Genomic DNA, 25,819 nt, shown 5'->3' on the forward strand with positions numbered 1-25,819 from the left:
GATGTGGCCAGACTGGCCGGCGTCTCGCGCTCGGCGGTCTCCCGGACCTTCACCCCCGGCGCCTCGGTGTCGGAGAAGACCCGGCAGAAGGTGCTGAGCGCCGCGGAAGCTCTGGGCTATCAGGTGAATATCATCGCCCGGACGATGATCACCGGCAGCAGTAATTTTATCGGCATCGTCACCGCCGGTTTCGACAACCCGTTTCGCAGCAAACTGCTGGCGCCGCTGGTCCATCAGCTGGCGCTCAACGGCTTTATGCCGCTGCTGATGAACGCTGACGATCCGCAGCAGCTCGCCCCTTCGCTTAAACAGCTGCTGAGCTACCACGTCGCCGGCGTGATCATCACCTCCGGCGCGCCGCCGCTGTCGCTGGCGGAAGAGTACCTGGCGCGCAAGATCCCCGTCACCCTGATCAACCGTCATGCGGACCTCGCCGGCTGCGACCGGGTGTGCAGCGATAACGCCCAGGGGGCGAAGCTGGTGGCGGGCTTGTTCAGTCGTCGAGGCTGGCGGCAGGTTGGCTTTATTGGCGAAAATCGCGAGAACTTCAGCACCCGCCAGCGTTATGACGCGTTCATCGCTCAGACGTCGGGCATGACAGTGACCAGCCGCTTCTGCGACGGCGGCGGTTATCAGGCCGGCCACCAGGCCGCCAGAGAATTAGTTGCTGAAAACCCCGGGGTGCAGGCCCTGTTCTGCGCCACCGATATGCTGGCGCTGGGCGCCCTGGACGGCCTGCGGGACGCCCCCGCCGCCGCCCCGCTACCGGCCATCGTCGGCTTTGACGATATCCCGCAGGCGGACTGGCGCCCCTATCAGCTCACCACCGTTCAACAGAATACCGCCCTGCTGGCCCACCACGCGGTGGATCTGTTGATGACGCGGATCGCCCGCTTCAGCCTGCCCTCGCGCCATCGCGAAGTGCCAGTGAAACTAATTATTCGTCAAAGTGCGAAATGAAAAAATCATTTTATGCTGGATCGATCACAGAATCTTCTGTGAAACCCGGCCACACTCATTCGGCCCTTCGGGGCTGTTTTTTTCACGCAAAATGCACACGTGTGCAAAATAGGGAGTCACTATGCAATCTCAGGAATCAGAAGCGCTACAGACCCGCTACCGCCTGGCCTGCGAGCTGGCGAAAGCGGGGGCTGAGCTGGCGTTTGAATACTATCAACAACGCGAAGCGCTGACCGTCGACCATAAGGGCGACGATCTGCAGGATGTGGTCAGCGTGGCCGATAAGCGGGTGGAGGCCTTTGTGAAACAGCGCATTCAGAGCGCGTTTCCGGAGGATGGTTTTCTCGGCGAAGAGAGCGGCGCCCGCCTGTCCGACGCGCGGGTGCTGTGGGTGGTCGACCCCATTGATGGCACCAGCTGTTTCCTCAACGGCTTGCACACCTGGTGCCTGTCGCTGGCGATCGTCGCCGACGGCGAACCGGTCATCGGCGTGGTCTATGACCCCAACCATCGCGAGCTGTTTCACGCCCTGCGGGGCCATGGCGCCTGGCTCAACGACGCCCCGATCCGTCCGCACCCCGCGACGACGGTCAGGGAGGGGGTGATGGGCGTCGGCACCTCGCATCGCGTCACCCCGGCGGACTTTCTGCCGTTTCTGCAGGCGCTGCTCAGCGACGGCGGCATGTTTATCCGCAACGGCTCCGGCGCGCTGATGAGCGCCTGGGCGGCGGCAGGCCGCTTGATTGGCTACTACGAGCCGCACATGAACCCATGGGACGCCCTGCCGGGGCTGGTGCTGATGCGCGAAGCGGGCGGCGCCAGCAACGATTTTCTGGCGCAGGAGGGGATCCAGCGCGGCAACCCGCTGCTGCTGGCCAGCCAGACGCTCTACCCGCAGCTGAAAAAGATGATCCTACAACCATTACATTAACCCTTACGGGTCAGGCTATTTCTGATTATGTACTCTACACAGTAACGATAACTTCATTCACGGACGAACCACATCAATCAGTCAGGCCTCCGACCTGCGGAGAACCACGTATGTCTGGAATTATCGCTTTTTTCCGGGCGTCGCCGCCGAAAGCGGGCGCCGCGTTTGATGAACACCGTTTTCGCCGGGTGCGCTGGCAAACCTTTATCGCCATGACCCTGGCCTACGTCACCTTTTACGTCTGCCGGTTATCGTTCACCGTCGCCAAAAGCGCGCTGGTGGAGTTGGGGATCACCCCGACGGAGCTCGGCATGATCGGCTCCACCCTGTTCTTCAGCTACGCCATCGGCAAACTGGTCAACGGCTTTATCGCCGACCACGCCAACGTGGTGCGCTATATGAGCCTCGGTTTATTGCTCAGCGCCGGGATGAACCTGATGATGGGGATGACCACCAACGCCCTGCTGCTGGCCATCTTCTGGGGGATCAACGGCTGGGCGCAGTCGATGGGCGTCGGCCCCTGCGCGGTCTCGCTGGCGCGCTGGTACGGCGTTAAGGAGCGCGGCACCTTCTATGGCATCTGGTCGACGGCGCATAATATCGGCGAGGCCGTCACCTATATGGTGATCGCCGCGGTGATCGCCGGGTTTGGCTGGCAGATGGGCTACCTGTCCACCGCCGCGCTCGGCGCCGCCGGCGTGGTGCTGCTGGTGCTGTTCATGCACGATTCGCCGCAGAGCAGCGGCTTCCCGTCCATCAACGTCATCCGCGATGAACCGCAGGAGGAGGCCGAAGCCCGCGGCTCGGTGTTTAAAAACCAGCTGCTGGCGCTGCGCAACCCGGCGCTGTGGACCCTCGCCCTCGCCTCCGCCTTTATGTACATCGACCGCTACGCCGTCAACTCCTGGGGGATCTTCTTTCTGGAGCAGGATAAAGCCTACTCCACGCTGGAGGCCTCTGGGATTATCGGCGTCAACGCCATCGCCGGCATCGCCGGGACCATCATCGCCGGCATGCTCTCCGACCGCTTTTTCCCGCGCAACCGCAGCGTGATGGCCGGGTTTATCAGCCTGCTGAACACCGCCGGCTTCGCCCTGATGCTCTGGTCGCCGCACAGTTATTACACTGATATTCTGGCGATGATTATCTTCGGAGCAACCATTGGCGCTCTGACCTGCTTCCTCGGCGGGCTGATCGCCGTCGATATCTCCTCGCGCAAAGCGGCGGGGGCCGCGCTCGGCACCATCGGCATCGCCAGCTACGCCGGCGCCGGCCTGGGCGAGTTTCTCACCGGGATCATTATTGATAAAACGGCTATCCTTGAGAACGGCAAAACGCTGTATGATTTCAGCACGTTGGCGCTGTTCTGGGTGGGTACCGGTCTGGGTTCCGCGCTACTCTGTTTTACCACTGCCGCCATCGTCGCCCGGCGCCATGCCGTCGAACGGCAGACCTCGTTCTCCTCATAACCGATTAACGAATTAAGGAAGAAGATATGATGCCTGCAAGACATCAGGGGCTGTTACGCCTGTTTATCGCCTGCGCGCTGCCGCTGCTGGCGCTGCAATCTGCCGCCGCCGCGGACTGGCAGCTGGAGAAAGTGGTGGAGCTTAGCCGCCACGGGATTCGTCCGCCGACGGCCGGCAACCGGGAAGCCATCGAGGCCGCCACCGGACGACCGTGGACCGAGTGGACCACCCATGACGGCGAGCTCACCGGTCATGGCTATGCCGCCGTGGTCAATAAAGGGCGTGAGGAAGGCCAGCACTATCGCCAGCTTGGCCTGCTGCAGGCGGGATGCCCGACGGCGGAGTCGATTTACGTGCGCGCCAGCCCGCTGCAGCGGACGCGGGCGACCGCCCAGGCGCTGGTGGATGGCGCCTTCCCCGGCTGCGGCGTCGCTATCCATTACGTCAGCGGGGACGCCGATCCGCTGTTTCAGACCGACAAATTCGCCGCCACGCAAACCGACCCCGCCCGCCAGCTGGCGGCGGTAAAAGAGAAGGCCGGGGATCTGGCGCAGCGTCGGCAGGCGCTGGAGCCGGCCATCCAGCTTTTGAAACAGGCGGTTTGTCAGGCCGATAAGCCCTGTCCGGTCTTCGACACCCCGTGGCAGGTCGAGCAGAGTAAAAGCGGGAAAACCACCATTAGCGGACTGAGCGTGATGGCCAATATGGTGGAGACGCTGCGTCTCGGCTGGAGTGAAAACCTGCCTCTCAGCCAGCTGGCGTGGGGCAAGATCGCCCAGGCCAGTCAGATCACCGCCCTGCTGCCGCTGTTAACGGAAAACTACGATCTGAGCAACGACGTGCTGTATACCGCGCAAAAACGCGGGTCGGTGCTGCTCAACGCCATGCTCGACGGCGTCAAACCAGAGGCGAATCCGAACGTACGCTGGCTGCTGCTGGTGGCCCATGACACCAATATCGCCATGGTGCGCACGCTGATGAACTTTAGCTGGCAGCTGCCGGGCTACAGCCGGGGAAATATCCCGCCGGGCAGTAGCCTGGTGCTGGAGCGCTGGCGCGACGCGAAGAGCGGGGAACGCTATCTGCGGGTCTATTTCCAGGCGCAAGGCCTCGACGACCTGCGTCGTCTGCAGACGCCGGACGCGCAGCACCCGATGCTGCGTCAGGAGTGGCGTCAGCCGGGCTGCCGTCAGACCGACGTCGGTACGCTGTGTCCCTTCCAGGCGGCTATCACCGCGCTGGGTCAGCGTATCGACCGGCCCTCCGCCCCGGCGGTAGCGATGGTCCTGCCGTAGCGGCCAGGCGATTGCCCGGGCCGGGGAAACCGTTTTTCCAGGCCCGGCACAGGGTCCGCTATCCGTGGTCCGCCGCAAACGCCCCGGCGGCAACTTGCGCCGGGGTGACCACCCCGCTGTCCAGCACCCAGCCGCTAATCAGCCCGGCAGGCGTGACGTCGAACGCCGGATTGTAAACGGCAGCCCCGGTCGGCGCCCACTGTACCGCGCCAAAGCTGCCCGCCACCCCGGTCACTTCCGCCGCGGCGCGCTGCTCAATGGGGATGGCCGCCCCGTTCGGGCAATGGCGATCGAGGGTCGTCTGCGGCGCAGCGACGTAGAACGGGATCTGGTGGTAATGGGCCAAAACCGCCAGCGAATAGGTGCCGATTTTATTCGCCACATCGCCGTTGGCGGCGATACGGTCAGCACCGACCCACACCGCATCCACCTGCCCCTGCGCCATCAGGCTGGCGGCCATTGAATCGGTGATCAGCTGATAGGGCACGCCCAGCTCGCCCAGCTCCCACGCGGTTAAACGTCCGCCCTGCAGCAGCGGCCGGGTTTCATCGACCCACACGCTGGCCACCTTTCCCTGCCGGTGCGCCAGCGTGATAACGCCCAGGGCGGTCCCCACCCCGGCGGTCGCCAGGCCACCGGTGTTGCAGTGGGTCAGCAGACGGCTACCGGGCTTCACCAGCGCACCGCCTGCCTCAGCGATGCGGTCGCACAGCTGTTTATCTTCTTCGACCAGACGCAGAGCTTCCGCTTCCAGCGCCTGCGGGTAATCCTCCCGGGCCAGCGCCTGCTTCATGCGATCCAGATTATTCATCAGGTTGACCGCCGTCGGCCGCGCCGCGCGCAGCGTCTCCAGCGCCTGCTGGAGTTCATCCCGGCTCAGGCCGCGCTGGGCCAGCAGGGCCAGCAGCAGGCTGGCGGACAGGCCAATCAACGGCGCGCCGCGCACCCGCAGGGCGTGAATATGGTCCACCAGCAGCGCAACGTTATCCGCCGCCAGCCAGCGTTTTTCCTGTGGCAAGGCCTGCTGGTCGAGAATAAAAAGCTGATTTTCACTCACCCGCAGGCTGGTGGTCTGTAATGTCTGCATGTCGTTAAATCCCTGTTGCGTTGTTGTATCACATTGTGTCAGGATGAAATCCAGAAGTATAGACGTCTGAACGGCTTAATCAGAATTCGAGGATCGAGGCAATGTCGCAATACCATACCTTCACCGCCCACGACGCCGTGGCTTACGCGCAGCAGTTCGCCGGCATCGACAACCCATCTGAGCTGGTCAGCGCGCAGGAAGTGGGCGATGGCAACCTCAATCTGGTGTTTAAAGTGTTCGATCGCCAGGGCGTCAGCCGGGCGATCGTCAAACAGGCCCTGCCCTACGTGCGCTGCGTCGGCGAATCCTGGCCGCTGACCCTTGACCGCGCCCGTCTGGAAGCGCAGACCCTGGTCGCCCACTATCAGCACAGCCCGCAGCACACGGTAAAAATCCATCACTTTGATCCCGAACTGGCGGTGATGGTGATGGAAGATCTTTCTGACCACCGCATCTGGCGCGGGGAGCTTATCGCTAACGTCTACTACCCTCAGGCGGCCCGCCAGCTTGGCGACTATCTGGCGCAGGTGCTGTTTCACACCAGCGATTTCTATCTCCATCCCCACGAGAAAAAGGCGCAGGTGGCGCAGTTTATTAACCCGGCGATGTGCGAGATCACCGAGGATCTGTTCTTTAACGACCCGTATCAGATCCACGCGCGCAATAACTACCCGGCGGAGCTGGAGGCCGATGTCGCCGCCCTGCGCGACGACGCCCAGCTTAAGCTAGCGGTGGCGGCGCTGAAGCACCGTTTCTTTGCCCATGCGGAAGCGCTGCTGCACGGCGATATCCACAGCGGGTCGATTTTCGTTGCCGAAGGCAGCCTGAAGGCCATCGACGCCGAGTTCGGCTACTTCGGCCCCATCGGCTTCGATATCGGCACCGCCATCGGCAACCTGCTGCTGAACTACTGCGGCCTGCCGGGCCAGCTCGGCATTCGCGACGCCGCCGCCGCGCGCGAGCAGCGGCTGAACGACATCCACCAGCTGTGGACCACCTTTGCCGAGCGCTTCCAGGCGCTGGCGGCGGAGAAAACCCGCGACGCGGCGCTGGCTTACCCCGGCTACGCCTCCGCCTTTCTGAAAAAGGTCTGGGCGGACGCGGTCGGCTTCTGCGGCAGCGAACTGATCCGCCGCAGCGTCGGGCTGTCGCACGTCGCGGATATCGACACTATCCAGGATGACGCGATGCGGCATGAGTGCCTGCGCCACGCTATTACCCTGGGCAAAGCGCTGATCGTATTGGCCGAGCGTATCGACAGCATCGACGAGCTGCTGGCGCGGGTGCGCCAGTACAGCTGAGCGCGGCCTGTTGCCCTCTCCCCAGCCCTCTCCTCTGGGAGAGGGAGCAAAGCCTAAAAAGTGCAATCTTCTGGGATTGCCCGGCGGCGCTGCGCTTGCGCGGGCCTACAGATAACCGCATAACGGTTTGATATTGCAGTCTTTCGCAGGCCGGGTAAGGCGAAAGCCGCCACCCGGCAGACATGCGAGCACAATAACGAAACAGGTTTGTCATCAGCCAGAAAAAGGCAATTGTCATTGCCTTTTTGCGTTTACCTTGCCCTCACCCCGGCCCTCTCCCCCAGGGAGAGGGAGCAAAGCCTAAAAAGTGCATTCTTCTGGGATTGCCCGGCGGCGCTGCGCTTGCGCGGGCCTACAGATAACCGCATGACGGTTTGATATTGCAGTCTTTTGTAGGCCGGGTAAGGCGAAAGCCGCCACCCGACAGACATGCGAGCACAATTTTGCGTTGACCTTGCCCTCACCCCAGACCTCTCCCCTGGGAGAGGGAGCAAACCCTAAAAAAGTGCAATCTTCAGGGATTGCCCGGCGGCGCTGCGCTTGCGCGGGCCTACAGATAACCGCATGACGGTTTGATATTGCAGTCTTTTGTAGGCCGGGTAAGGCGAAAGCCGCCACCCGGCAGAAATGCGAGCACAATTTTGCGTTGACCTTGCCCTCACCCCAGACCTCTCCCCTGGGAGAGGAAGCAAACCCTAAAAAAGTGCAATCTTCAGGGATTACCAGGCGGCGCTGCGCTTGCGCGGGCCTACAGATAACCGCATGACGGTTTGATATTGCAGTCTTTTGTAGGCCGGGTAAGGCGAAAGCCGCCACCCGGCAGACATGCGAGCACAATAACGAAACAGGTTTGTCATCAGCCAGAAAAAGGCAATTGTCATTGCCTTTTTGCGTTTACCTTGTCCTCACCCCAGATACTCAATCACCGACAGCCCGCCGTTGTAATCGGTGCTGTAGATAATGCCCTGCGCATCGACAAACACATCGCAGGACTGGATCACCCGCGGGCGGCCGGGACGGGTATCCATCATCCTCTCAGGAGCAGCCGGCACCAGCGCCCCGGTCTCCAGCGGACGATACGGGTTGGAAATATCGTACGCCCGCACGCCGGCATTCTGATAGGTGGCGAAGATAAGCGTTGAGCTGACAAAGCTCCCCGGCCGGTTCTCATGCAGGTTATGCGGCCCGAAGTGCGCCCCTTTCGCCGCATAGTCGATTTCGTCAGGCTGTGGGAAAGTTGAGATACTCACCGGGTTCGCCGGCTCGCGAATATCAAACAGCCAGATCAGCTTCTCGCCGTCCTCCTGATTGTCGAGCACCGCTTCATCCAGCACCACCAGCAGATCGCGATCCGGCAGCGGCAGCGCGGTATGCGTTCCGCCGCCGAACGGCGGGCTCCAGTTGCGATGGCTGATCAGCGTCGGCTGGGTACGATCTTTGACATCCAGCAGCGTCAGGCCGCCGTCGCGCCAGCTGCCGTAGGCGGTATCCCCGGCAATAATGGCGTGGTGCAGGGCATAGCGTTTGCCCTGCGGCCAGTCCGGTGTTTCACCGCCCGCCTGGTGCATCCCCGGCAGCCACCAGCGCCCGGCAACCTGCGGTTTACGCGGATCGGCCAGATCGATGGTCAGGAAGATGTAGTCGGTAAAACCGTCGATCAGCGCGGACACATACGCCCAGCGGCCGCCGACGTACCAGATGCGGTGAATGCCGATACCGCTCAGCGACAGAAAGCCAATTTCACGCGGCTTATCCGGCGTGGAGATATCAAACACGCGCAGCCCGGCGCTCCAGCCTTTGTCCTGCACATCGCTGACCGTGTCACCCACCGAGCGGGTGTAGTACACCTTCTCATCGGCAAAACGGGCGTCGGCAAACAGATCCCGGGCGTTGATCACCAGCAGCAGATCGTCATGCGCCTGGAGGTGCACGTTCCAGGTGCCCGGCGGCGCGGCAATATAGTTGACCGTGGTGGGCCGGGTCGGATCGCGAACATCGACCACGGAAAAACCCTGCGACACCATATGGCCGATATAGGCGAATCCGCGGTGCACCATCAGCTGGACGCCGTCCGGACGACCGCCCTGGTCGCTATGGCCGATCAGCCGCATATTGCGGCTGTATTCTGGGGAAGGTAATGCTGACATAGGGAATTCCTTTCGCCCGGTGGCGCTGCGCTTACCGGGCCTACGGGCGCTGTTGGTTTTCCCCCTCTCCCTGTGGGAAAGGGCAACAGGCCGCCCCCGCCGCCACCCGGCTTCGTTTTATTTGTTTTTCGCTTCCAGCGTCGCAAACCACGGCGCGATAAAGTCTTCCGTCTGGCCCCAGCCCGGAATGATTTTCCCCAGCGTGGCCACGTTCACCGCCCCCGGCTGGGCCGCCAGCAGCGCCTGCGGGATCGCCGCCGCCTTGAAGTCGTAGGTGGCCGGCGTCGGCTCGCCGGCGATCTTATTGGCGATCAGCCGCACGTTGGTCGCGCCGATAAGCTTCGGATCCACCGCCACGCTCACCTTCCACGGGCTGCCGGCTTCGCGCATCAGCTGCAGATCCTGGTTGGAAATATCAATACTGTAGAGTTTGATCTCGGTGCGGCCGTTCTCTTTCAGCGCCTTATAGGCCCCCTGGCTAAAGGCATCCCAGGTGCCCCAGATAGCGTCGATTTTCCCTTTCGGATATTTGGCGAGGATCGCCCCCACCTTGTTGGCAGTGTCGCCCTGCACATCGGACGAAACGGCGCCGATCGACTCCAGCTCTTTAATCCCCGGATTTTGCTTCAGCAGCGTCTGGTAAGCCGCCTGACGGCGCTCCATTGGCGGGAAACCCGCCACCCACAGCTTGACGATGTTGGCTTTGCCGTTGAAGTCTTTCACCAGCTGGCCAAAGGAGAGATCGGTCAGTGAGGCGTCATCCTGCTGGCTGACCGTCACGCCGGGGATCTCGCCGCTCACCGCGGTATCGAACACCGCCACTTTGATCCCGGCGTCCACCGCCTTCTTCACCAGGGCCGTCGAATAGGGGTCACGCCCCTGGGAGAGAATAATGCCGTCGTATTTCTGGCTGATCGCCTGGTTGACGAAGTCCTGGAATTTGGCGTCATCGCCGTTGCTCAGGAAGGTGCTGATTTTGAAACCGAGCTTTTTGCCTTCCTGCAGCGCCCCGGCGACAAACTGGGTGGTGTTATCGTCAGACCCCAGGTTGCGGATCACTGCAATGCGGATCGGGCCATTGTGTTCGGCAATGGCCGCCGGCGTCGGCGTCGGGGCGGTGGCCAGCACCGCCGTCGACTGCAGCAGACCCAGCGTAATGAGAGAGAGTGCGATCTTTTTCATGCGGTTTACCCTGTAAAATGTTAAGTACGGCGCTGAAAATAGGTCAGTGCCAGCGCGCCAGCCAGTACCAGCCCTTTAATAATGTCCATCGCGTAATACGGCACCGAGAGCATCACCAGCCCGTTGGAGAGCACGCCGAGGATCACCGCCCCCACCAGCGTCCCCAGGGCGTTCGGTTTGCCGGAACCGGCCAGCGAAAAGCCGATCCAGGCCGCCGCCACCGCGTCCATCAGATAGCCGCCGCCGGCGTTAACCTGCGACGATCCGATACGCGAGGCCAGCAGAATGCCGCCGAGCCCGGCCAGCAGCGAGGCAATCACGTACGCCGCCACTTTATAACGCGTGATCCGCAGGCCGGAGAGCCGCGCCGCCTCCGGGTTGCCGCCGATGGCGTACATCCGCCGGCCGTGGGTGGTAAACGACAGCGCCAGCTGGGCGACCAGCGTTACCACCAGCATGATGATGACGATGGTCGGCACCTGGCCCAGCGCGCCAAATGCCGCCGGGAGGGTGCCTTCTGCCATCTCGCCGCTCGGCAGCACCATGTTTTCGGTAATCGACCCGCCGTAGCTGTATGTCATTGCCACCCCCTGAATCACAAACAGGCTGGCCAGGGTGGCGAGCATGTCGGGGATGCGCAGCACCACGATCAGAAAGGCGTTAAACAACCCCACCAGGGTGCAGAGCGCGAGGGTGATCAGAATGGCTTCGGTGGTCCCCAGGCCGTGCCAGACAAACAGAGAGATCACCAGGGCGTTGGCCAGCGACGCCGTCGATCCGACGGACAGATCGAAGCCGCCGATGGTGAGGGAAATCGACACCCCAATGGCAATCACCGTCACGATGGCTATCGAGCGCAGAATGTTGATGATGTTGAACGGGTCAAGGAAGTTGTCCGAGGCGAAGCCAAAGACCGCCACCAGCAGCACCACGGTCAGCAACATGCCCCACTTATAGAGAAAATCAAAAAATCGCTGACGGCCCGATACCGTCGCGTTCACTGCCAGGGCCTTGCTCACGCTGCCGCTCCTCCGGTTGAATAATAAAGCAGTGTCTCTTCCCGGGCTTCCGCGCCGGGGATCTCCGCCACGATCCGTCCGTCCCATAGTACGCAGATGCGGTCGCATAAACCGACCAGCTCGGCGAATTCACCCGAGGCATAAATCACCCCTTTGCCTTCCCGCGCCAGACCATCGATCAGCATGAACAGATCGGTTTTCGCTTTCACATCGACCCCTTTGGTCGGTTCGTCAAAAATCAAAACGTTGGCATCGCCGCGCAACCATTTGCCAATGGCCACCTTCTGCTGATTGCCGCCGGACAGACGGCGCAGCGTCTGACCGGGACCGGTGGCGCGCACGCCGAGGCGGGCAATCACCTCCTCCGCCCAGCGCCAGGCCTGGCGATGGCCGAACAGGCTCCAGCGCGAAAAGTGGTTATCGGCGCTGACCGCCAGGTTCATCGCGATCGGCTCTTCGATGAAAATGCCCTCTTTGCGCCGCTCCTCCGGGACCAGCGCCAGGCCGCGCCCCACCGAGTCGGCGGGATCCCGCGGCCGCCACGGCTGGCCGTTCAGCTCGCCGCGCTGCACCCGGCTTTTGCTGGCGCCGAACAGCGCTTTGCACAGCTCGGTTTTGCCCGCCCCGGCCAGCCCGGCGATACCCAGAATTTCCCCCTTACGCAGGCGCAGCGAGATATCCTGCAGCAGCGCCTCATCGTGCAGCCCTTCCACCTGCAGCAGCACGTCTTCACCGTGCGGCGGACGCGGCGGCGGGAAGATATCGCTCAGCTCGTGGCCCAGCATCTTTTCGACAATCTGTTCCCCGCTCAGCGGCGCCATCGGGCCGCTCTCAATCAGACGCCCGTCGCGCAGCACCGTCAGGGTGTCGCAGATCGCCTTCAGCTCGTGGATGCGGTGCGAAATAAACACCACCCCGATCCCCTGCTGCTGCAGACGGCGTACCACCGCAAACAGGCGTTCGCTTTCATGCTGATCCAGCGGCGCGGTGGGTTCATCGAGGATCAGAAAGCGGCAATGGTGCGACAGGGCGCGGGCCAGCAGGATCTGCTGTTTTTCGGCGAGCGTGCAGCTGTCAATAGAGCGCCTGACGTCCAGCGCCACGTCCAGCTGCGCCAGCGCCTCGCGCGCCAGCTGCCGAACCCGCGACCAGCGGAAGGTCGTCCCCGGCTCCGCCAGCCTGTCCAGCATGATGTTTTCGGCAATGCTCAGGCCCGGCACCAGCGCCACGTCCACCTCCTGCTGCACCAGGTGGATCCCCAGCTGTTTGGCATCCCGAGGCGAACGAATAGTGACCGACTGGTTATTGATCGTCACTTCGCCCTGATAATGGGCGTGGGTGCCGCACAGCACCGCCATCAGCGTCGACTTACCCGCGCCGTTGGCGCCGGTCAGGGCATGCACCGACCCGCCATGAAGGGTGAAGGCCACCTTGTTCAGCGCCTGAAAGCCGGAGAAGGCCAGGCTAATGTTATGCATCTCAAGGCGATTCGCGCTCATCACTGCTCCCGTGCGGCAATTAATCTTCTGATTTAACGAATTTTTCATAGCCGCCGCTGGCTGACAACTGCGTAAAAAGCATAAGATACAACGAAATAATATTAGCCATCTGGATGTCCAGACATAACATCAGGTTAGCCCAACACCTATAAGGACAGCTTTCATGAGCAACAGCGAAATCCGCGTCGTGCCCGGCCCGGCCAACTATTTCTCCCACCCTGGCAGCCTTCAGCGGTTAAGCGATTTTTTTAACGCCGACCAGCTATCGCGGGCGGTGTGGGTCTATGGCGAGCGCGCCCTGGCCGGCGCCGAACCTTTTCTGCCGGCGGCCTTCCACCTGCCGGAGGCAAAAAAGATCCGCTTTACCGGCCACTGCAGCGAACGCGATGTGGCGGCGCTGGCGCAGGCCTCAGGTGACGATCGGGCGGTAGTGATTGGCGTAGGCGGCGGCGCGCTGCTCGACAGCGCGAAAGTGCTGGCCCGCCGCCTGGGGGTTCCGCTGGTGGCCATCCCGACCATCGCCGCCACCTGCGCGGCATGGACGCCGCTGTCGGTGTGGTACAGCGACGCCGGACAGGCCCTGAATTTTGAGATCTTCGATGACGCGAATTTCCTGGTGCTGGTCGAGCCGCGCATCATTCTCAACGCCCCGGCGGAGTACCTGCTGGCGGGCATTGGCGACACCTTAGCCAAATGGTATGAGGCAGTGGTGCTGGCGCCGCAGCCGGAGGCCCTGCCGCTCACCGTGCGGCTGGGGATTAACGGCGCGCTGGCGATCCGCGACGTGCTGCTGGCCAGCAGCGAAACGGCGCTGGCGGACCAGCGCCGCGGCGAGCTGAGCCAGGCGTTTCGCGATGTGGTGGATGCGGTTATCGCCGGCGGCGGGATGGTTGGCGGGCTGGGGGAACGTTACACCCGGGTCGCCGCCGCCCACGCGGTGCATAACGGGCTGACGGTGCTGCCGCAGACGGATAAATTCCTCCACGGCACCAAGGTGGCCTACGGCATTCTGGTGCAAAGCGCCCTGCTCGGTCAGGATGAGGTCCTGGCGCAGCTGGTGCAGGCCTGGCAGCGCTTTAACCTGCCGGCGACGCTGGCGGCGCTGGAGGTCGATATCACTAACCGCGCAGAGCTTGACCGGGTCATTGCCCATACCCTGCGCCCGGGCGAGTCGATTCACTATTTACCGGTGACGTTAACCCCTGAGGTTCTGCGCGCGGCGTTTGAGAAGGTGGAATACTTCAGCCGTTAATCACCCCGACCGTCTATACCTAATGATGATTCTCACCACTCTCGCAACGAGGTCATCATGCAGATCGATTTAACAGGTAAGAAGGCGCTGGTTACCGGCGCCAGCCGTGGGTTGGGTCGTGCTATCGCCCTGTCGCTGGCGCGCGCCGGCGCCGATGTGGTTATTACGTATGAAAAATCGGCCGATAAAGCCCAGGCGGTCGCCGATGAAATAAAAGCGCTGGGCCGGCACGGTGAAGCGGTGCAGGCCGACAGCGCCAGCGCGCAGGCGATTCAGGATGCCGTCACCCATGCGGCGCGTTCCCTCGGCGGGCTGGACATTCTGGTCAACAACGCCGGGATCGCGCGCGGCGGCCCGCTGGAGTCCATGACGCTGGCGGACATCGACGCGCTTATCAACGTCAATATTCGTGGGGTGGTTATCGCCATCCAGGAGGCGCTGGTGCATATGTCAGACGGCGGGCGCATCATCAACATCGGCAGCTGTCTGGCTAACCGCGTGGCGCAGCCGGGCATCGCGGTTTACTCGATGACCAAGTCCGCCCTCAACTCCCTTACCCGCGGCCTGGCGCGCGATTTAGGCCCCCGCGGGATCACCGTTAACCTCGTCCATCCCGGCCCGACCAACAGCGATATGAACCCGGAAGACGGCGAGCAGGCCGATGCCCAGCGTCAACTTATTGCGTTAGGTCACTACGGCCAGCCGGAAGACATCGCCGCGGCGGTCACCTTCCTCGCCAGCCCGGCCGCCGGGCAGATCTCCGGCACCGGTTTGGATGTGGATGGCGGTTTGAACGCCTGATCGCACATTTTCTGCAAGCCTCTGTCGCCCGGCAGAGGCCTTTTCGAGCCGCCTCGACGGGTTGCGTTTTGCCGCTTACCTGCGTTTTTTCTCCGCTCTACCCTACCCCATAAGAAATTCGGGATTTATCTAATAGTCTTATTATTTCCTTATATTTTGTGTGGTCGCACAGTGGAGGTACGGATGAAGATTGTCTGGTCAAAAACGGCAGATAAGCCATTTTCTAAAATCGATAGTGGCGGTTAAACGCCGAACCACCACCACCTACCTGCATGAGGAGCATGCCGAATATGACTATTCAGTACATCAAGGATGAAGAAGGAAAAGACCAGTATGTCGTCATTCCTTACAGTGATTACTTTCGTATGCGCCTGGCTCTGCTGGAGTACGACGACGAGGATGAAAGGGACTGGGAAGATATTCCTTATGAATCAGACATCTATGATAACGTCATGCTGCCAGGCGAAGTATGCGACGTGATGCATAAAGAAAACGTCAGCCTGCAGGCTGCGTGGCGCATCCTGCGCGGGATGTCCCAGCAGGAGGTCGCCGAAAAGCTCGGCATCAGCCAGTCCGCCGTGTCACAGCTGGAAGCGCTGGACTCCCGTCCGCAGAAGCGCACCCGCGAGAAGCTGGCGGCGCTCTACGGCTGTAAGCAGGAGCAGATCAGCCTCTATCTGCCGAAAGAGGGTTAACAGCACTTCGCCCCGCCCTTGCCGCCGTAGCGGGCGTCCTGGCGTTCGCGGAAAAATGCTTCGTAGGTCATTGGCGTCTGATCCGGATGGTTGACGCGCATGTGCTCGACGTAGTTGTCGTAATCCGGCACGCCGATCATCATTTTGGCGGCCTGGCCCAGGTACTTACCTGCTTTGGAAAGGGTGTCGAACATAATTCTGATCTCACAGAAAAAGTACGCCGGGTAAGGCGAAGCCGCCACCCGGCACACAGGTTAATGCGCCCCTTTCGCCTGGGTCACTATCGCGTCCAGGTTTTCAGGCATTGGCTCATACGGTGTCTCTTTCGCCGTCGGTTTATTCTCTTTCAGCGCCGCCAGCGCGGTTTTAATCGAGAACAGCGCCAGCACCACCACCACGATCATAAAGAAGATGGTCAGCCCGGCATCGAGACGGTTGTTAAACACCAGCTGCGCCAGCTGCGACTCGGTGTACTGCGCCGGGATTTTGCCGCTGTCGATCATCGCCTGGAACTTGTTGGCAATCGCCAGGAAGCCCACTTTATTGTCCGGGCTGAAGGCCTTCTGCCAGCCGGCGGTGAGGGTACAGATCAGCAGCCAGGCCGTCGGCACCAGCGCCACCCACGCATAGCGCTGACGTTTCATCTTGAACAGCACCACTGCGCAGAGCATCAGCGCCATCCCCGCCAGCATCTGGTTGGCGATACCGAACAGCGGCCACAGGGTGTTAATGCCGCCCAGCGGATCGACCACTCCCTGATGGAGGAAGTAGCCCCACGCCAGCACGCACAGCGCCGTCGCCAGCAGGTTAGCCGGTAAAGAGTCAGTACGCTTCAGGTTCGGGGAGATCACCCCCAGCAGATCCTGCAGCATAAAGCGCGCCGCACGGGTGCCGGCATCCACCGCCGTCAGGATAAACAGCGCTTCAAACAGAATGGCAAAGTGGTACCAGAACGAGACGTCCATCAACCCGCCCAGCGCGCCGTGGAGAATGTAGGCCATGCCCACCGCCAGCGTAGGCGCCCCGCCGGCGCGGGAGATGATGGACTGCTCGCCCACCTCATTCGCGATATGCGTCAACGTTTCCGGGGTAATCGCAAAGCCCCAACCGCTCACCACCTGCGCCGCCGACGCCACCACATCGGTGGTTCCCGCCGGCGCCAGCACCGCCATCGGGCTGTTCATCGCGAAGTAGACGCCCGGGTCAATGATACAGGCGGCCACCAGCGCCATAATCGCCACGAAGGATTCCATCAGCATGCCGCCGTAGCCGATAAAGCAGGCCTGATTTTCATTCGCCAGCATCTTCGGCGTGGTACCGGAGGCAATCAGGGCGTGGAAGCCCGACACCGCGCCGCAAGCGATGGTGATAAACAGGAACGGGAACAGGTTGCCAGTCCATACCGGGCCAGTGCCGTCGATAAATTTGGTCAGCGCCGGCATGGTCAGGGTCGGACGCATAATCAGAATGCCGATCGCCAGACCGACGATAGTGCCGATTTTCAGGAAGGTGGAGAGGTAGTCGCGCGGGGCGAGCAGCAGCCAGACCGGCAGCACCGCGGCGACAAAGCCGTAGCCCACCAGCATCCAGGTGAGCTGGACGCCGGTAAAGTCAAAGAACGGCGCCCAGGTCGGGCTTTCCGCTACCCAGCCGCCGGAGATAATGGCGAACACCAGCAATACCAGCCCAATCACCGACACTTCGCCAATGCGCCCCGGGCGCAGATAGCGAATGTAGATCCCCATAAACAGCGCCAGCGGAATGGTAAAGGCCACGGTATAGGTTCCCCACGGGCTGTGGGTCAGCGCTTTCACCACGATCATCGCCAGCACCGCGAGGATGATCACCATGATCATAAAGGTCGCCACCAGGGCAATCACCCCGGCGGTCGCCCCCATCTCCTCTTTCACCAGTTCGCCCAGCGAACGGCCGTCGCGACGGGTGGAAACGAACAGCACCATAAAGTCCTGCACCGCCCCGGCCAGCACTACGCCGGCGAGGATCCAGATCATCCCCGGCAGATAGCCCATCTGCGCGGCGAGCACCGGACCCACCAGCGGCCCCGCGCCGGCGATGGCGGCAAAATGGTGACCGAACAGCACTTTTTTGTCAGTCGGGACATAGTCGAGGCCATCGTTATGCCGCACCGCGGGCGTCATGCGCGTCGGGTCGACGCCGAGCACGGTTTTGGCGATATACAGGCCATAAAAACGATACGCGATCAGATAAACGCAGACTGCCGCGACGACAATCCACAGCGCGTTGATCTGCTCACCCCGGTTTAAAGCAATGTAGCCGAGGGCAAAGGCTCCGATCACGGAGAGCAGTGCCCAGATAAGGTATTTCCCTGAATTATTCATTGTTGTGGTCCACCGGTAGGGTAATCAGGATGTTACAGTTTGTTTCTAGAACACAACGCAGAATTTAACAACATCGAAACAGCGCAGATGCCGTCCACCCACAGAGATTTGTCTCACATTGCTAGCGAGATCACTTAAGGCAGGAAAATGAATGAAAGGATTATCGTGAACGGTGCCGTTTGTTTGTCGGGTGGCGGCTAACGCCTTACCCGACCTACAGATCCGTAGTCCGGCTAAGCGCAGCGCAAGCCGGGGAAAGCGTGGCTACTTAGCCCAGCACCGCGGTGCCCAGACGACAGGTGCAGCAGCGCCGCCCCTTCTCGTCATACACCACAATCTCCCAGCTCTGGCTCTGCCGGCCAAGATGCAGCGGGCGGCACTCGCCGCGCACTTTCCCGCTGGAGACCGCCCGGTGATGGGTGGCGTTCAGCTCGGTGCCGACCACGCACTGCCCCTCGTCGGTCATCAGCCAGCCGGCCATCGACCCCAGCGTCTCCGCCAGCGCCGCTGAAGCGCCGCCGTGCAGCAGGCCAAACGGCTGATGGGTGCGGGCATCCACCGGCATCTCCGCCTCCAGCAGCCCCGCCTCCAGCCGGGTGTAGACGATCCCCAGATGCGCCACCAGGGTGTTTTCGCTGCTGGCGTTCAGCGCCGCCAGCGTGAGCGCTCGTTTCCAGGCCATTTACGCCCCCAGCGTCGAGCCGCCGTCCACCACGATATCCTGCAGGGTGATATGGCTGGCATGAGCAGAGGCGAGGAACAGAATGGTATTGGCAATCTCCTGCGGGCGGGCAATCTTACCCAGCGGGATGCCGAGCTTAAACTGCTCGCCGAAACCGCGGATCCGTTGCTGCTCCGCATCGTCGCTGACCCACAGCGTGCGCTGCATATCGGTATCGGTAGAGCCCGGCGAGACCAGATTACAGCGCACCCCGCTGCCCGCCAGCTCAAGGCCGACGGTCAGCGCCAGGCTTTTCAGCGCCGCCTTCGAGGCGCCATAGGCGCTCATGCCGATGCGCGGCGTGTGCGCGGCATCGGAGGCGACGGTGACGATGGCCCCGCCCCGCTGGCGACGGAACTGGGCCATCGTCTGCTGAAACAGGTTGAACGCCCCGCCGACGTTGACCGCGAAGGTCTGCTGCCAGTCTTCCGCGCTTAGCTGGTCGGTGGCGCCCATGCGCAGGATCCCGGCGGCGTTCACCAGCACGTCTAACCGCTCGGTGTTCGCCAACAGGCGGCTGCACACCTCGCGCACCCGGTCGGCATCGGCGACGTCCAGCGTTTCGGTCGCAAACGGGTAGCGTTCGCCGTCAAAGGCGAGGTCGAAACCGGTGACGTTGGCGCCGGCCTCCACAAAAGCCAGCGCGGTGGCATAACCGATCCCTTTACCTGCGCCGGTCACCCACACGGTCTGGCCGCGAAAATCCAGCGCCGCCATTATCTCACCTCGCGGGAAAGCAGCGCCCACCAGGCGTCGATGGTCGGGTTTTTCGCCAGCATCACGAAGTCGATATCGCCGTGAACTTTGCGCCAGCGGGCGGCCAGGGCCATCATCCGCACCGAATCCAGACCGTAGTCGATCAGGTTTTCATCATCCAGCGGTTCGTCGGATTCGTCGAGCAGCGGCAGGATCAGCGCGCGCAGCGCCGCTTTGGAGGCCGGCAGCGGCAACAGCGCTTCGGTCATCACCACGCGGCCGGAGCGGCCGGCGACGTATTTCAGCGCCATCAGGTGCTCTTCGCGGCTGAAGTCCGCCAGCGCGTCGGCGACAAAGAACGGTTTGATATCGCGCATAAAGGCGTCGGTGGCGGTGGTCATGCAGCCGATATGGGCATACACGCCGGTGATGATCAGCTGGTCGCGGCCGCTCTCCTTCAGCATCGTCTCCAGCGGCGAGCGATGAAACGCGCTGTAGCGCCATTTCACCAGCACGGTGTCGTCTTCATCCGGCGCCAGGGCGGCAATCACCTGCTGCTGCTCCGGCGAACGGGTCAGCCCCGGCCCCCACATATCATTCAGCAGCGCGCGATCTTCATCGCTCTGCTCTTTCGGCTGGGCGGTGTAGTACACCGGAATGCCGTTCTGTTTGCAGAAGTCGCGCAGGGCGGCGATATTGGCCACCACTTTCTCCATCATCGCGCTGTTTTCGCCCCAGAAATTGAGGAAATACTCCTGCATATCGTGGATCAGCAACGCGGCGCGGGAAGGCTCAAAGGCCCAGCTGACTTTGTTCGCCGGGATATCGCTGGCTTCCGGCAGCGCGTAAGCCTGTAATTTAGGGATTGCCATTTTCTGTTCTCCTTCAGCCCAGCTTGCCTTCGGCCAGCCACTGACGTAATTGTTTCTTATCGACTTTGCCCACCGGCGTCAGCGGCAGCGCGGCAACGCACTCCACGCGGTCCGGCAGTTTAAATTCAGCCACCCCCTGCTCGCGCAGGAAGCGGCGCACCGCGACGGCGCGCAGCGGCGAGGTCGCCACCAGGTAAGCGCAGCTCTTCTCGCCCAGCAGGTTGTCCTCAATGCTGACCAGCGCGGCGTGGATCACCGCCTCATGGCGCAGCAGCAGGTTTTCGATCTCTTCGGCGGCGATCTTCTCGCCGCCGCGGTTGATCTGGTCTTTTTCCCGGCCCTGGACGGTGATATACCCGTCTTCATCGATCGATATCAGATCGCCGGAACAGTAAAACCCGTCGGCGTCAAAGGCTTCCGCGTTATGCTGCGGGCTGTTGTAGTAGCCGCGGAAGGTGTACGGCCCGCGGGTCATCAGGCGGCCCACTTCGCCGCGCGGCAGCGGGTTGCCGTCGGCATCCGCCACCCACACTTCATCGTCCGGGCACATCGGGCAGCCCTGGGTATGAATGATCCGCTCAGGGCTGTCGTTAAGGCGGGTGTAATTCACCAGCCCCTCCGCCATGCCGAACACCTGCTGCAGCTGGCAGCCAATTTCCGCCGGGATGCGCGCGGCAAGGGTCGCCGACAGGCGCGCGCCGCCGACCTGCAGCAGCTGCAGCGACTGCAGCTGGGCATTGCCGCCCCATTCATGGATCGCCTGCAGCCACAGGCTGACCGCCGGCGGCACCAGCGAGGCGACGTTGATCTGATGTTTTTCAATCAGCGGGAAACAGAGGGTGGCGCTGGGGTCGGCGGCAAGGATCACCCGCCCGCCGGCGAGGAATACGCCCAGCGACCCCGGGGAGCTCATCGCATAGTTATGTGCCGCCGGCAGCGCGTTGAGGTAGCGCGTCTCAGCGTTAATCCCGCAGATCTCGTTGCTGCGGCGAATGCTGTAGTCGTAGTCGTTATGGGTACGCGGGATCAGCTTCGGCGTCCCGGTGCTGCCGCCGGAGAGCTGGAAAAAGGCCACTTCGTCGGCAGGGGTTGGGTTAGCGATAAAGTTATCCGCCGGGCGGTTAATCTCCGTCGCCAGATCGCGCTCGCCGCCGTCGTTACGCAGCAGCGCCACGCGCAGGGAAGGATGTTCAGCGATAAACGCGTGAAGAAAGCTATCGTCGGCAAACAGCGCGTGCTCGCGGTCGGCGATCAGCAGCGCCGGTTTAATCTGTGCGGCGTAGGCGTTAAGCTCGCTGCGCTGGTGGCTGAACAACGCGTTCACCGGCGCGACGCCGATACGCAGCAGCGCGAAGAAGGTGATGTAAAACTCGGCGACGTTGCCCAGCTGCACCAGCGCGGTTTCCCCGCGCTTCAGTCCCTGACGCTGCAGAGAGCAGGCAAGGTTGTCCACCCGCTGGTTAAACTGGCGGTAGCTAATGTGTTGATCGCCATCGATAATCGCCACGGCGTCGTTTTCCGCGTGACGGGTGATCAGATTGGTTAATGGCAGATCCTGCCAGTAGCCTTTTTGGCGATAGCGGGCCGCGAACTCATCCGGCCAACGGGTAAATGCAATCATCCTTGCCTCTTAATTCAAGCCAAATACGTTAAGCATGGTGGTCAGTTTGACGCCGGTTTCGCGCCATTCGCCCAGCGGCGAGGAGGCCGGAACGATGCCCGCGCCGGCAAACAGGCGCAGCGTACGCTGCTGCAGACGCGCGCAGCGGATGGTCACCACCCATTCGCCGTTGCCTTCATCGTCACACCAGCCGACGATGCCGCCGAACAGCTGGCGGTCGAAGGGTTCCAGGTCGGCAATCAGGCGCTTCGCCGCCTGGTGCGGGAAGCCGCTCAGCGCCGGAGTCGGGTGCAGCAGGCAGGCCAGCGACATGGCGTTTTCTTCCGCCAGCGCCGTGCCCTCGATCGGCGTCGCCAGATGCCAGAGCGTCGGGGTGGTGATCAGCTGCGGCGATGCCGGCAGCGACAGCTGGCTGCTGCGCGGGCCCAGCACGCTCTTCATCGCCTGGGTCACCAGTTCGTGCTCGTGGCGATCTTTGCCGGATGCCAGCAGCCTGTTGCCCGCTTCGCGGTCCAGCACATCGTCCGGCTGGCGGCGGGCGGAGCCGGCCAGCGGCAGCGAGCTGAAGTGTGGTCCTTCTTTACGCAGCAGCAGCTCCGGGCTGGCGCCCAGCAGCACGCCGCCGTCGGAGAGCGGCACATGGAAGTTGAAGCTGGCGGGGTTCTGGGCGATCAGTCGCTCCATCAGGGCGCCGCTATCGACAGGATCGCGGGTGGTGATATCGATAAGTCGTGATAGCACCACTTTGTCCACTTCCGGCGTGGCGGTCAGCGCGGCGGCGCGTTCCACCATGGCTAAAAACGCATCCTGTTCCGGGATCTCCCGGCGCTCCACCACCTCCATCGTCTCCAGCGGCGCGGCATAGCGGGCGGAACGCTGTTTTTCCGGGCGCGAGAACGCTTCCCAGCGCTCCGGGATATAGAGCTCGGAAGGCTGACAGGTGTCGAACGGGATGGCCCCAACCATGACCGGCTTGCGGATCCCCGCCGCCCGGGCCTCGGCAAAGGCGGCGGCCATCTGCTGCTGGAACACGCCATTCAGCGCATCGCCGCCGTCGGCGGGCGCTGAGAAGCGGCGGAAGCAGCCTGAGGTGCTAAAACTGCGGTACGGCGACATAAAGAAGAAGCTGTCCGGCGATAAGGTCCGGGTAGATTTCTGTACATCCTCAGCCAGTGACGTTTCCATATCATCCTCCAAAAACGATAAATATATTACGAATAATTATCATTTGTATTTTGGTTGGCTAACCTAAAAGGTATTGCCCGTCATGTCAACCGCGTTACGTCATCGCGCCGCCACTTTGGCTTGCATCCTGTCGGCGCAAAGTTGAAAATGAGACGCATTTATTACCCTTCGAATCAGGATGCGATGACGTGAACTTCTCTTCTTTTTACCGCCGCGGCGCGCTGGCCGGGATGCTGTTGTTTTTAGGAATTACCTCAGCCCAGGCGGCGGACTGGCCGCGCCAGGTCACCGACAGCTACGGGACGCACACCCTGCCGAGCCAGCCGCTGCGCATTGTCTCCACCAGCGTGACCCTCACCGGCTCGCTGCTGGCGATCGACGCCCCGGTGGTCGCCAGCGGCGCCACCACCCCGAACAACCGCGTGGCCGATAGCCAGGGCTTTCTGCGCCAGTGGAGTGAGGTCGCCAAAGCCCGCAAGCTGACGCGGCTGTACATCGGCGAACCGAGCGCGGAAGCGGTGGCCGCCCAGATGCCGGATCTGATCCTGGTGAGCGCCACCGGCGGCGACTCCGCCCTGCCGCTGTACGATCAGCTCAAAACGATCGCCCCGACGCTGGTCATCAACTATGACGATAAAAGCTGGCAAACGCTGCTTACCCAGTTGGGGCAGATCACCGGCCATGAGCAGCAGGCCAGCGCGCGCATCGCCGACTTCAATAAACAGCTCGTTTCGTTAAAAGAAAAAATGAAGCTGCCGCCGCAGCCGGTCACCGCCCTCGTCTATACCGCCGCCGCGCACAGCGCCAATATCTGGACGCCGGAATCGGCCCAGGGGCAGATGCTCGAACAGCTGGGCTTTAGCCTGGCGACGCTGCCGGGCGGCCTGCCCGCCAGCCATAGTCAAGGCAAACGCCACGATATCGTGCAGCTGGGCGGGGAGAATCTGGCGGCAGGTCTGAACGGCCAGAGCCTGTTCCTGTTCGCCGGCGACCAGAAAGATGTCGATGCCATTTACGCCAACCCGCTGCTGGCGCATCTCCCGGCGGTCGAAGGCAAACGCGTTTACCCGCTGGGCACCGAGACCTTCCGTCTTGACTACTACAGCGCCCTGCTGGTGCTCCAGCGTCTCTCCAGCCTGTTCGGCTAATGCGGGCCGTGCCATCGGGACGGGTACGCGGCCTGAACGCTTTGCCGGGCGGCGCTACGCTTGCACCGGCCTACAATGCTTGCGCCCTCCAGGCCAGACCTTCGGCCCGGTAAGGCGTAGCCGCCACCGGGCATCAGGACGGGTACGCGGTCGGAACACCTTGCCGGGCGGCGCGGCGCTTGCCCGGCCTACAACGCCCGAGGCCCCGGTACCGTAGGCCCGGTAAGGCGTAGCCGCCACCGGGCAATCGCACCGTACTCAGCTTTCGTTGACTATTTCCGGGCGCTGGAAACGGCGCAGCTCGCGTAGCAGCCCCACCAGCAGCACGCCGACGAGGGCCAGCGCCCAGCCGCTGGCGCTGGCGGAAGCGACCGGCGTCATCACCGCCCCTAACCCGCCGAGCAGCGCCGCGCCGATGGCGTCGCCGGTAACGTTCTGCGCGGTCCACAGACCGTTAATTCGCCCGAGCATATGTTCCGGCGTCTGGGTCTGGATCAGGGTGTACTGCAGCAGCGAGCTAATAGCGCTCAGCCAGCCAAACAGCGCCAGGCACAGCGCGCCCAACGCCCAGTGCGGCATCAGGCTGAACAGCGCAATGGCGACAAAGGAGCACACCGTCGTCGCCAGCATCAGCGCACCCGGCCGCACGGTCTGGGCCAGCTGGCCGCTGGTCAACGCCCCCAGCGCCGCGCCGAGCGGAATCGCGGCGTACAGCAGGCCAATCTGCCCTGCCGACATCTGCCAGCTCCCGGCCAGCGCCGGATAGAGCACCCGCACCGCGCTGGCCATGGTCAGCAGGCCGCCGAGCAGCGCAATCCCGCCGATAAGCGGACTCTGGCAGAGGAAGGTCAGCCCCGCCAGCAGGGAACGCAGCGGATGCTCGCGCGGCCGCGGAGGCGGCGGCAGCTGTGGCAGACGCAGCAGGGTTAAGGTGGTGATAAAGGTCCCCGCCGCCGCCAGGCCGAAATTCCAGGCCACGCCGCCGGAGGCCAGCAGCAGGCCGCCGATCATCGGCGAAATCACCGAGCCCAGGCGCACCGTGAGCATAGTGATGGCCCCGGCCTGCATCAGATTTTCCCGCCCCACCAGCGCCGGCGTCGCCGCCAGCAGCGCGGTCACCCCCAACGAGGCGAAGAACCCATCCCAGATCCCCAGCAGGTAGATCGCCGCCAGCGACGGCTCCGGCAGCAGGGCGTTCAGACACAGGCCGACAAAGCCCACGCCGCAGGTGCCGCGCGCCAGCAGGATCAGGCGTTTGCGCTCATAGCGGTCGGCCAGTACGCCCCCCACCATCAGGCCAATAAACATCGACGCGCCGGTCAGCGTCACCGACAACCCGACCTGCCAGGTCGAATGGGTCATCATCTGGATCTGCACCGGGATGGCCACACCCAGCAGGCCAAGCGACAGAATAGAGATAAAGCGAGCGATAAAAACGGCGCGAAACGCCGGGTGAGTTTTCAGCAGGCTGAGGTTGAGCAGCCAGGATTGTCGGTTCATTACAGCGCCTTGTCGTTATTTTTAATACCCTTTTTACTGTGGGTCATGCTACCATAGCTGAATAAAATCGATAACGAT

Annotated in this window: 22 protein-coding genes and 1 pseudogene; 10 read left to right on the plus strand and 13 right to left on the minus strand. The window is 62.5% G+C overall.

What is annotated here, in order from left to right; all coding sequences use genetic code 11:
- Nucleotides 1–3 precede the first annotated feature (3 nt).
- The 4 genes from LGM20_RS18415 to LGM20_RS18430 all read left to right on the plus strand — a co-directional run bounded on the left by LGM20_RS18415 (nucleotide 4) and on the right by LGM20_RS18430 (nucleotide 4,655).
- Entirely contained in the window at nucleotides 4–960 is a 957-nt protein-coding gene (locus tag LGM20_RS18415) for a LacI family DNA-binding transcriptional regulator (protein ID WP_072096504.1), read from the plus strand.
- 121 nt (nucleotides 961–1,081) lie between these two features.
- Nucleotides 1,082–1,891: an inositol monophosphatase family protein gene (locus tag LGM20_RS18420; protein WP_044521584.1), complete on the plus strand. Its 810-nt coding sequence runs from the start codon at nucleotides 1,082–1,084 to the stop codon at nucleotides 1,889–1,891.
- Nucleotides 1,892–2,001: 110 nt separating this feature from the next.
- A complete protein-coding gene (locus tag LGM20_RS18425; RefSeq protein ID WP_044521583.1) occupies nucleotides 2,002–3,360 on the plus strand; it encodes an MFS transporter in 1,359 nt (452 codons plus the stop codon).
- A 26-nt stretch (nucleotides 3,361–3,386) separates the two neighbouring features.
- Complete coding sequence (locus LGM20_RS18430) at nucleotides 3,387–4,655, plus strand: histidine phosphatase family protein (protein ID WP_044521580.1); 1,269 nt, start codon at nucleotides 3,387–3,389, stop codon at nucleotides 4,653–4,655.
- Between the two features lie 58 nt (nucleotides 4,656–4,713).
- On the opposite strand, the gene mtnA is transcribed toward LGM20_RS18430, so the two are convergent.
- Complete coding sequence (gene mtnA / locus LGM20_RS18435; RefSeq protein WP_044521579.1) at nucleotides 4,714–5,742, minus strand: S-methyl-5-thioribose-1-phosphate isomerase; 1,029 nt, start codon at nucleotides 5,740–5,742, stop codon at nucleotides 4,714–4,716.
- A 101-nt stretch (nucleotides 5,743–5,843) separates the two neighbouring features.
- Between mtnA and mtnK the strand changes: the two genes are divergently transcribed.
- The gene (gene mtnK / locus LGM20_RS18440; RefSeq protein WP_044521578.1) at nucleotides 5,844–7,043 is read left to right on the plus strand and encodes an S-methyl-5-thioribose kinase; all 1,200 of its coding nucleotides are present in this window, start codon (nucleotides 5,844–5,846) and stop codon (nucleotides 7,041–7,043) included.
- Nucleotides 7,044–7,948: 905 nt separating this feature from the next.
- On the opposite strand, the gene LGM20_RS18445 is transcribed toward mtnK, so the two are convergent.
- From LGM20_RS18445 to LGM20_RS18460, 4 genes are all read right to left on the minus strand, one after another.
- Nucleotides 7,949–9,190 carry an LVIVD repeat-containing protein gene (locus tag LGM20_RS18445; protein ID WP_044521566.1) on the minus strand — a complete coding sequence of 414 codons (1,242 nt, stop codon included), beginning with the start codon at nucleotides 9,188–9,190 and terminating at the stop codon, nucleotides 7,949–7,951.
- Nucleotides 9,191–9,307: 117 nt separating this feature from the next.
- On the minus strand, nucleotides 9,308–10,372 hold the full coding sequence (locus LGM20_RS18450) for a sugar ABC transporter substrate-binding protein (protein WP_044521563.1): 1,065 nt from the start codon (nucleotides 10,370–10,372) through the stop codon (nucleotides 9,308–9,310).
- A 20-nt stretch (nucleotides 10,373–10,392) separates the two neighbouring features.
- Nucleotides 10,393–11,391, minus strand: coding sequence for an ABC transporter permease (locus LGM20_RS18455; RefSeq protein ID WP_044521561.1), 999 nt, complete (start codon nucleotides 11,389–11,391; stop codon nucleotides 10,393–10,395).
- Nucleotides 11,388–12,890 (minus strand): sugar ABC transporter ATP-binding protein, encoded by a 1,503-nt coding sequence (locus LGM20_RS18460; protein WP_044521558.1) that lies wholly within the window; start codon nucleotides 12,888–12,890, stop codon nucleotides 11,388–11,390. The genes LGM20_RS18455 and LGM20_RS18460 overlap by 4 nt, the downstream gene beginning before the upstream one ends.
- Nucleotides 12,891–13,053: 163 nt before the next feature.
- Between LGM20_RS18460 and LGM20_RS18465 the strand changes: the two genes are divergently transcribed.
- The 4 genes and pseudogenes from LGM20_RS18465 (at nucleotide 13,054) to LGM20_RS18480 (ending at nucleotide 15,638) form a co-directional block, all read left to right on the plus strand.
- Nucleotides 13,054–14,142: an oxidoreductase gene (locus LGM20_RS18465; RefSeq protein WP_044521557.1), complete on the plus strand. Its 1,089-nt coding sequence runs from the start codon at nucleotides 13,054–13,056 to the stop codon at nucleotides 14,140–14,142.
- A 57-nt stretch (nucleotides 14,143–14,199) separates the two neighbouring features.
- Entirely contained in the window at nucleotides 14,200–14,943 is a 744-nt protein-coding gene (locus LGM20_RS18470; protein WP_023288792.1) for an SDR family NAD(P)-dependent oxidoreductase, read from the plus strand.
- 232 nt (nucleotides 14,944–15,175) lie between these two features.
- Nucleotides 15,176–15,259, plus strand: a pseudogene (locus tag LGM20_RS26645) (type II toxin-antitoxin system RelE family toxin); the annotation flags it as partial.
- A complete protein-coding gene (locus LGM20_RS18480) occupies nucleotides 15,234–15,638 on the plus strand; it encodes a helix-turn-helix domain-containing protein (protein WP_044521555.1) in 405 nt (134 codons plus the stop codon). The pseudogene LGM20_RS26645 and the gene LGM20_RS18480, both read left to right, overlap by 26 nt.
- Here LGM20_RS18480 and LGM20_RS18485 read toward each other — a convergent pair.
- The 7 genes from LGM20_RS18485 to entC all read right to left on the minus strand — a co-directional run bounded on the left by LGM20_RS18485 (nucleotide 15,635) and on the right by entC (nucleotide 23,093).
- Nucleotides 15,635–15,832: a YbdD/YjiX family protein gene (locus LGM20_RS18485; RefSeq protein ID WP_023288790.1), complete on the minus strand. Its 198-nt coding sequence runs from the start codon at nucleotides 15,830–15,832 to the stop codon at nucleotides 15,635–15,637. The two genes, LGM20_RS18480 and LGM20_RS18485, sit on opposite strands and share 4 nt — an antisense overlap.
- Nucleotides 15,833–15,892: 60 nt before the next feature.
- A complete protein-coding gene (gene cstA / locus LGM20_RS18490) occupies nucleotides 15,893–17,998 on the minus strand; it encodes a pyruvate/proton symporter CstA (RefSeq protein ID WP_023288789.1) in 2,106 nt (701 codons plus the stop codon).
- A gap of 268 nt (nucleotides 17,999–18,266) precedes the next feature.
- On the minus strand, nucleotides 18,267–18,680 hold the full coding sequence (entH, locus tag LGM20_RS18495; protein WP_023288788.1) for a proofreading thioesterase EntH: 414 nt from the start codon (nucleotides 18,678–18,680) through the stop codon (nucleotides 18,267–18,269).
- Nucleotides 18,681–19,427, minus strand: coding sequence for a 2,3-dihydro-2,3-dihydroxybenzoate dehydrogenase EntA (gene entA, locus LGM20_RS18500; protein WP_087672169.1), 747 nt, complete (start codon nucleotides 19,425–19,427; stop codon nucleotides 18,681–18,683).
- 8 nt (nucleotides 19,428–19,435) lie between these two features.
- On the minus strand, nucleotides 19,436–20,287 hold the full coding sequence (entB, locus tag LGM20_RS18505) for an enterobactin biosynthesis bifunctional isochorismatase/aryl carrier protein EntB (RefSeq protein WP_044521552.1): 852 nt from the start codon (nucleotides 20,285–20,287) through the stop codon (nucleotides 19,436–19,438).
- Between the two features lie 13 nt (nucleotides 20,288–20,300).
- Nucleotides 20,301–21,908, minus strand: a complete 1,608-nt coding sequence (gene entE, locus LGM20_RS18510; RefSeq protein WP_044521550.1) for a (2,3-dihydroxybenzoyl)adenylate synthase EntE — start codon at nucleotides 21,906–21,908, stop codon at nucleotides 20,301–20,303.
- Nucleotides 21,909–21,917: 9 nt separating this feature from the next.
- A complete protein-coding gene (gene entC, locus LGM20_RS18515; RefSeq protein WP_044521547.1) occupies nucleotides 21,918–23,093 on the minus strand; it encodes an isochorismate synthase EntC in 1,176 nt (391 codons plus the stop codon).
- 188 nt (nucleotides 23,094–23,281) lie between these two features.
- On the opposite strand from entC, the gene fepB reads away from it, so the two are divergent.
- The gene (gene fepB / locus LGM20_RS18520) at nucleotides 23,282–24,241 is read left to right on the plus strand and encodes a Fe2+-enterobactin ABC transporter substrate-binding protein (RefSeq protein WP_032455076.1); all 960 of its coding nucleotides are present in this window, start codon (nucleotides 23,282–23,284) and stop codon (nucleotides 24,239–24,241) included.
- A 258-nt stretch (nucleotides 24,242–24,499) separates the two neighbouring features.
- Here the strand turns inward: fepB and entS are convergent, their stop codons facing one another.
- Nucleotides 24,500–25,741 (minus strand): enterobactin transporter EntS, encoded by a 1,242-nt coding sequence (gene entS / locus LGM20_RS18525; RefSeq protein WP_044521546.1) that lies wholly within the window; start codon nucleotides 25,739–25,741, stop codon nucleotides 24,500–24,502.
- Nucleotides 25,742–25,819: the final 78 nt, after the last annotated feature.

This window comes from Klebsiella quasipneumoniae subsp. quasipneumoniae (genome assembly GCF_020525925.1).
Taxonomy (GTDB): Bacteria; Pseudomonadota; Gammaproteobacteria; order Enterobacterales; family Enterobacteriaceae; genus Klebsiella; species Klebsiella quasipneumoniae.

Bases quoted from the DNA above. Each gene is read 5' to 3' on its own strand.
- LGM20_RS18420 (WP_044521584.1), top strand. From the start codon at position 1,082: ATGCAATCTCAGGAATCAGAAGCGCTACAGACCCGCTACCGCCTGGCC.
- LGM20_RS18425 (WP_044521583.1), top strand. From the start codon at position 2,002: ATGTCTGGAATTATCGCTTTTTTCCGGGCGTCGCCGCCGAAAGCGGGC.
- LGM20_RS18430 (WP_044521580.1), top strand. From the start codon at position 3,387: ATGATGCCTGCAAGACATCAGGGGCTGTTACGCCTGTTTATCGCCTGC.
- mtnA (WP_044521579.1), bottom strand. From the start codon at position 5,742: ATGCAGACATTACAGACCACCAGCCTGCGGGTGAGTGAAAATCAGCTT.
- mtnK (WP_044521578.1), top strand. From the start codon at position 5,844: ATGTCGCAATACCATACCTTCACCGCCCACGACGCCGTGGCTTACGCG.
- LGM20_RS18445 (WP_044521566.1), bottom strand. From the start codon at position 9,190: ATGTCAGCATTACCTTCCCCAGAATACAGCCGCAATATGCGGCTGATC.
- LGM20_RS18450 (WP_044521563.1), bottom strand. From the start codon at position 10,372: ATGAAAAAGATCGCACTCTCTCTCATTACGCTGGGTCTGCTGCAGTCG.
- LGM20_RS18460 (WP_044521558.1), bottom strand. From the start codon at position 12,890: ATGAGCGCGAATCGCCTTGAGATGCATAACATTAGCCTGGCCTTCTCC.
- LGM20_RS18465 (WP_044521557.1), top strand. From the start codon at position 13,054: ATGAGCAACAGCGAAATCCGCGTCGTGCCCGGCCCGGCCAACTATTTC.
- LGM20_RS18470 (WP_023288792.1), top strand. From the start codon at position 14,200: ATGCAGATCGATTTAACAGGTAAGAAGGCGCTGGTTACCGGCGCCAGC.
- LGM20_RS18480 (WP_044521555.1), top strand. From the start codon at position 15,234: ATGACTATTCAGTACATCAAGGATGAAGAAGGAAAAGACCAGTATGTC.
- LGM20_RS18485 (WP_023288790.1), bottom strand. From the start codon at position 15,832: ATGTTCGACACCCTTTCCAAAGCAGGTAAGTACCTGGGCCAGGCCGCC.
- cstA (WP_023288789.1), bottom strand. From the start codon at position 17,998: ATGAATAATTCAGGGAAATACCTTATCTGGGCACTGCTCTCCGTGATC.
- entH (WP_023288788.1), bottom strand. From the start codon at position 18,680: ATGGCCTGGAAACGAGCGCTCACGCTGGCGGCGCTGAACGCCAGCAGC.
- entB (WP_044521552.1), bottom strand. From the start codon at position 20,287: ATGGCAATCCCTAAATTACAGGCTTACGCGCTGCCGGAAGCCAGCGAT.
- entE (WP_044521550.1), bottom strand. From the start codon at position 21,908: ATGATTGCATTTACCCGTTGGCCGGATGAGTTCGCGGCCCGCTATCGC.
- entC (WP_044521547.1), bottom strand. From the start codon at position 23,093: ATGGAAACGTCACTGGCTGAGGATGTACAGAAATCTACCCGGACCTTA.
- entS (WP_044521546.1), bottom strand. From the start codon at position 25,741: ATGAACCGACAATCCTGGCTGCTCAACCTCAGCCTGCTGAAAACTCAC.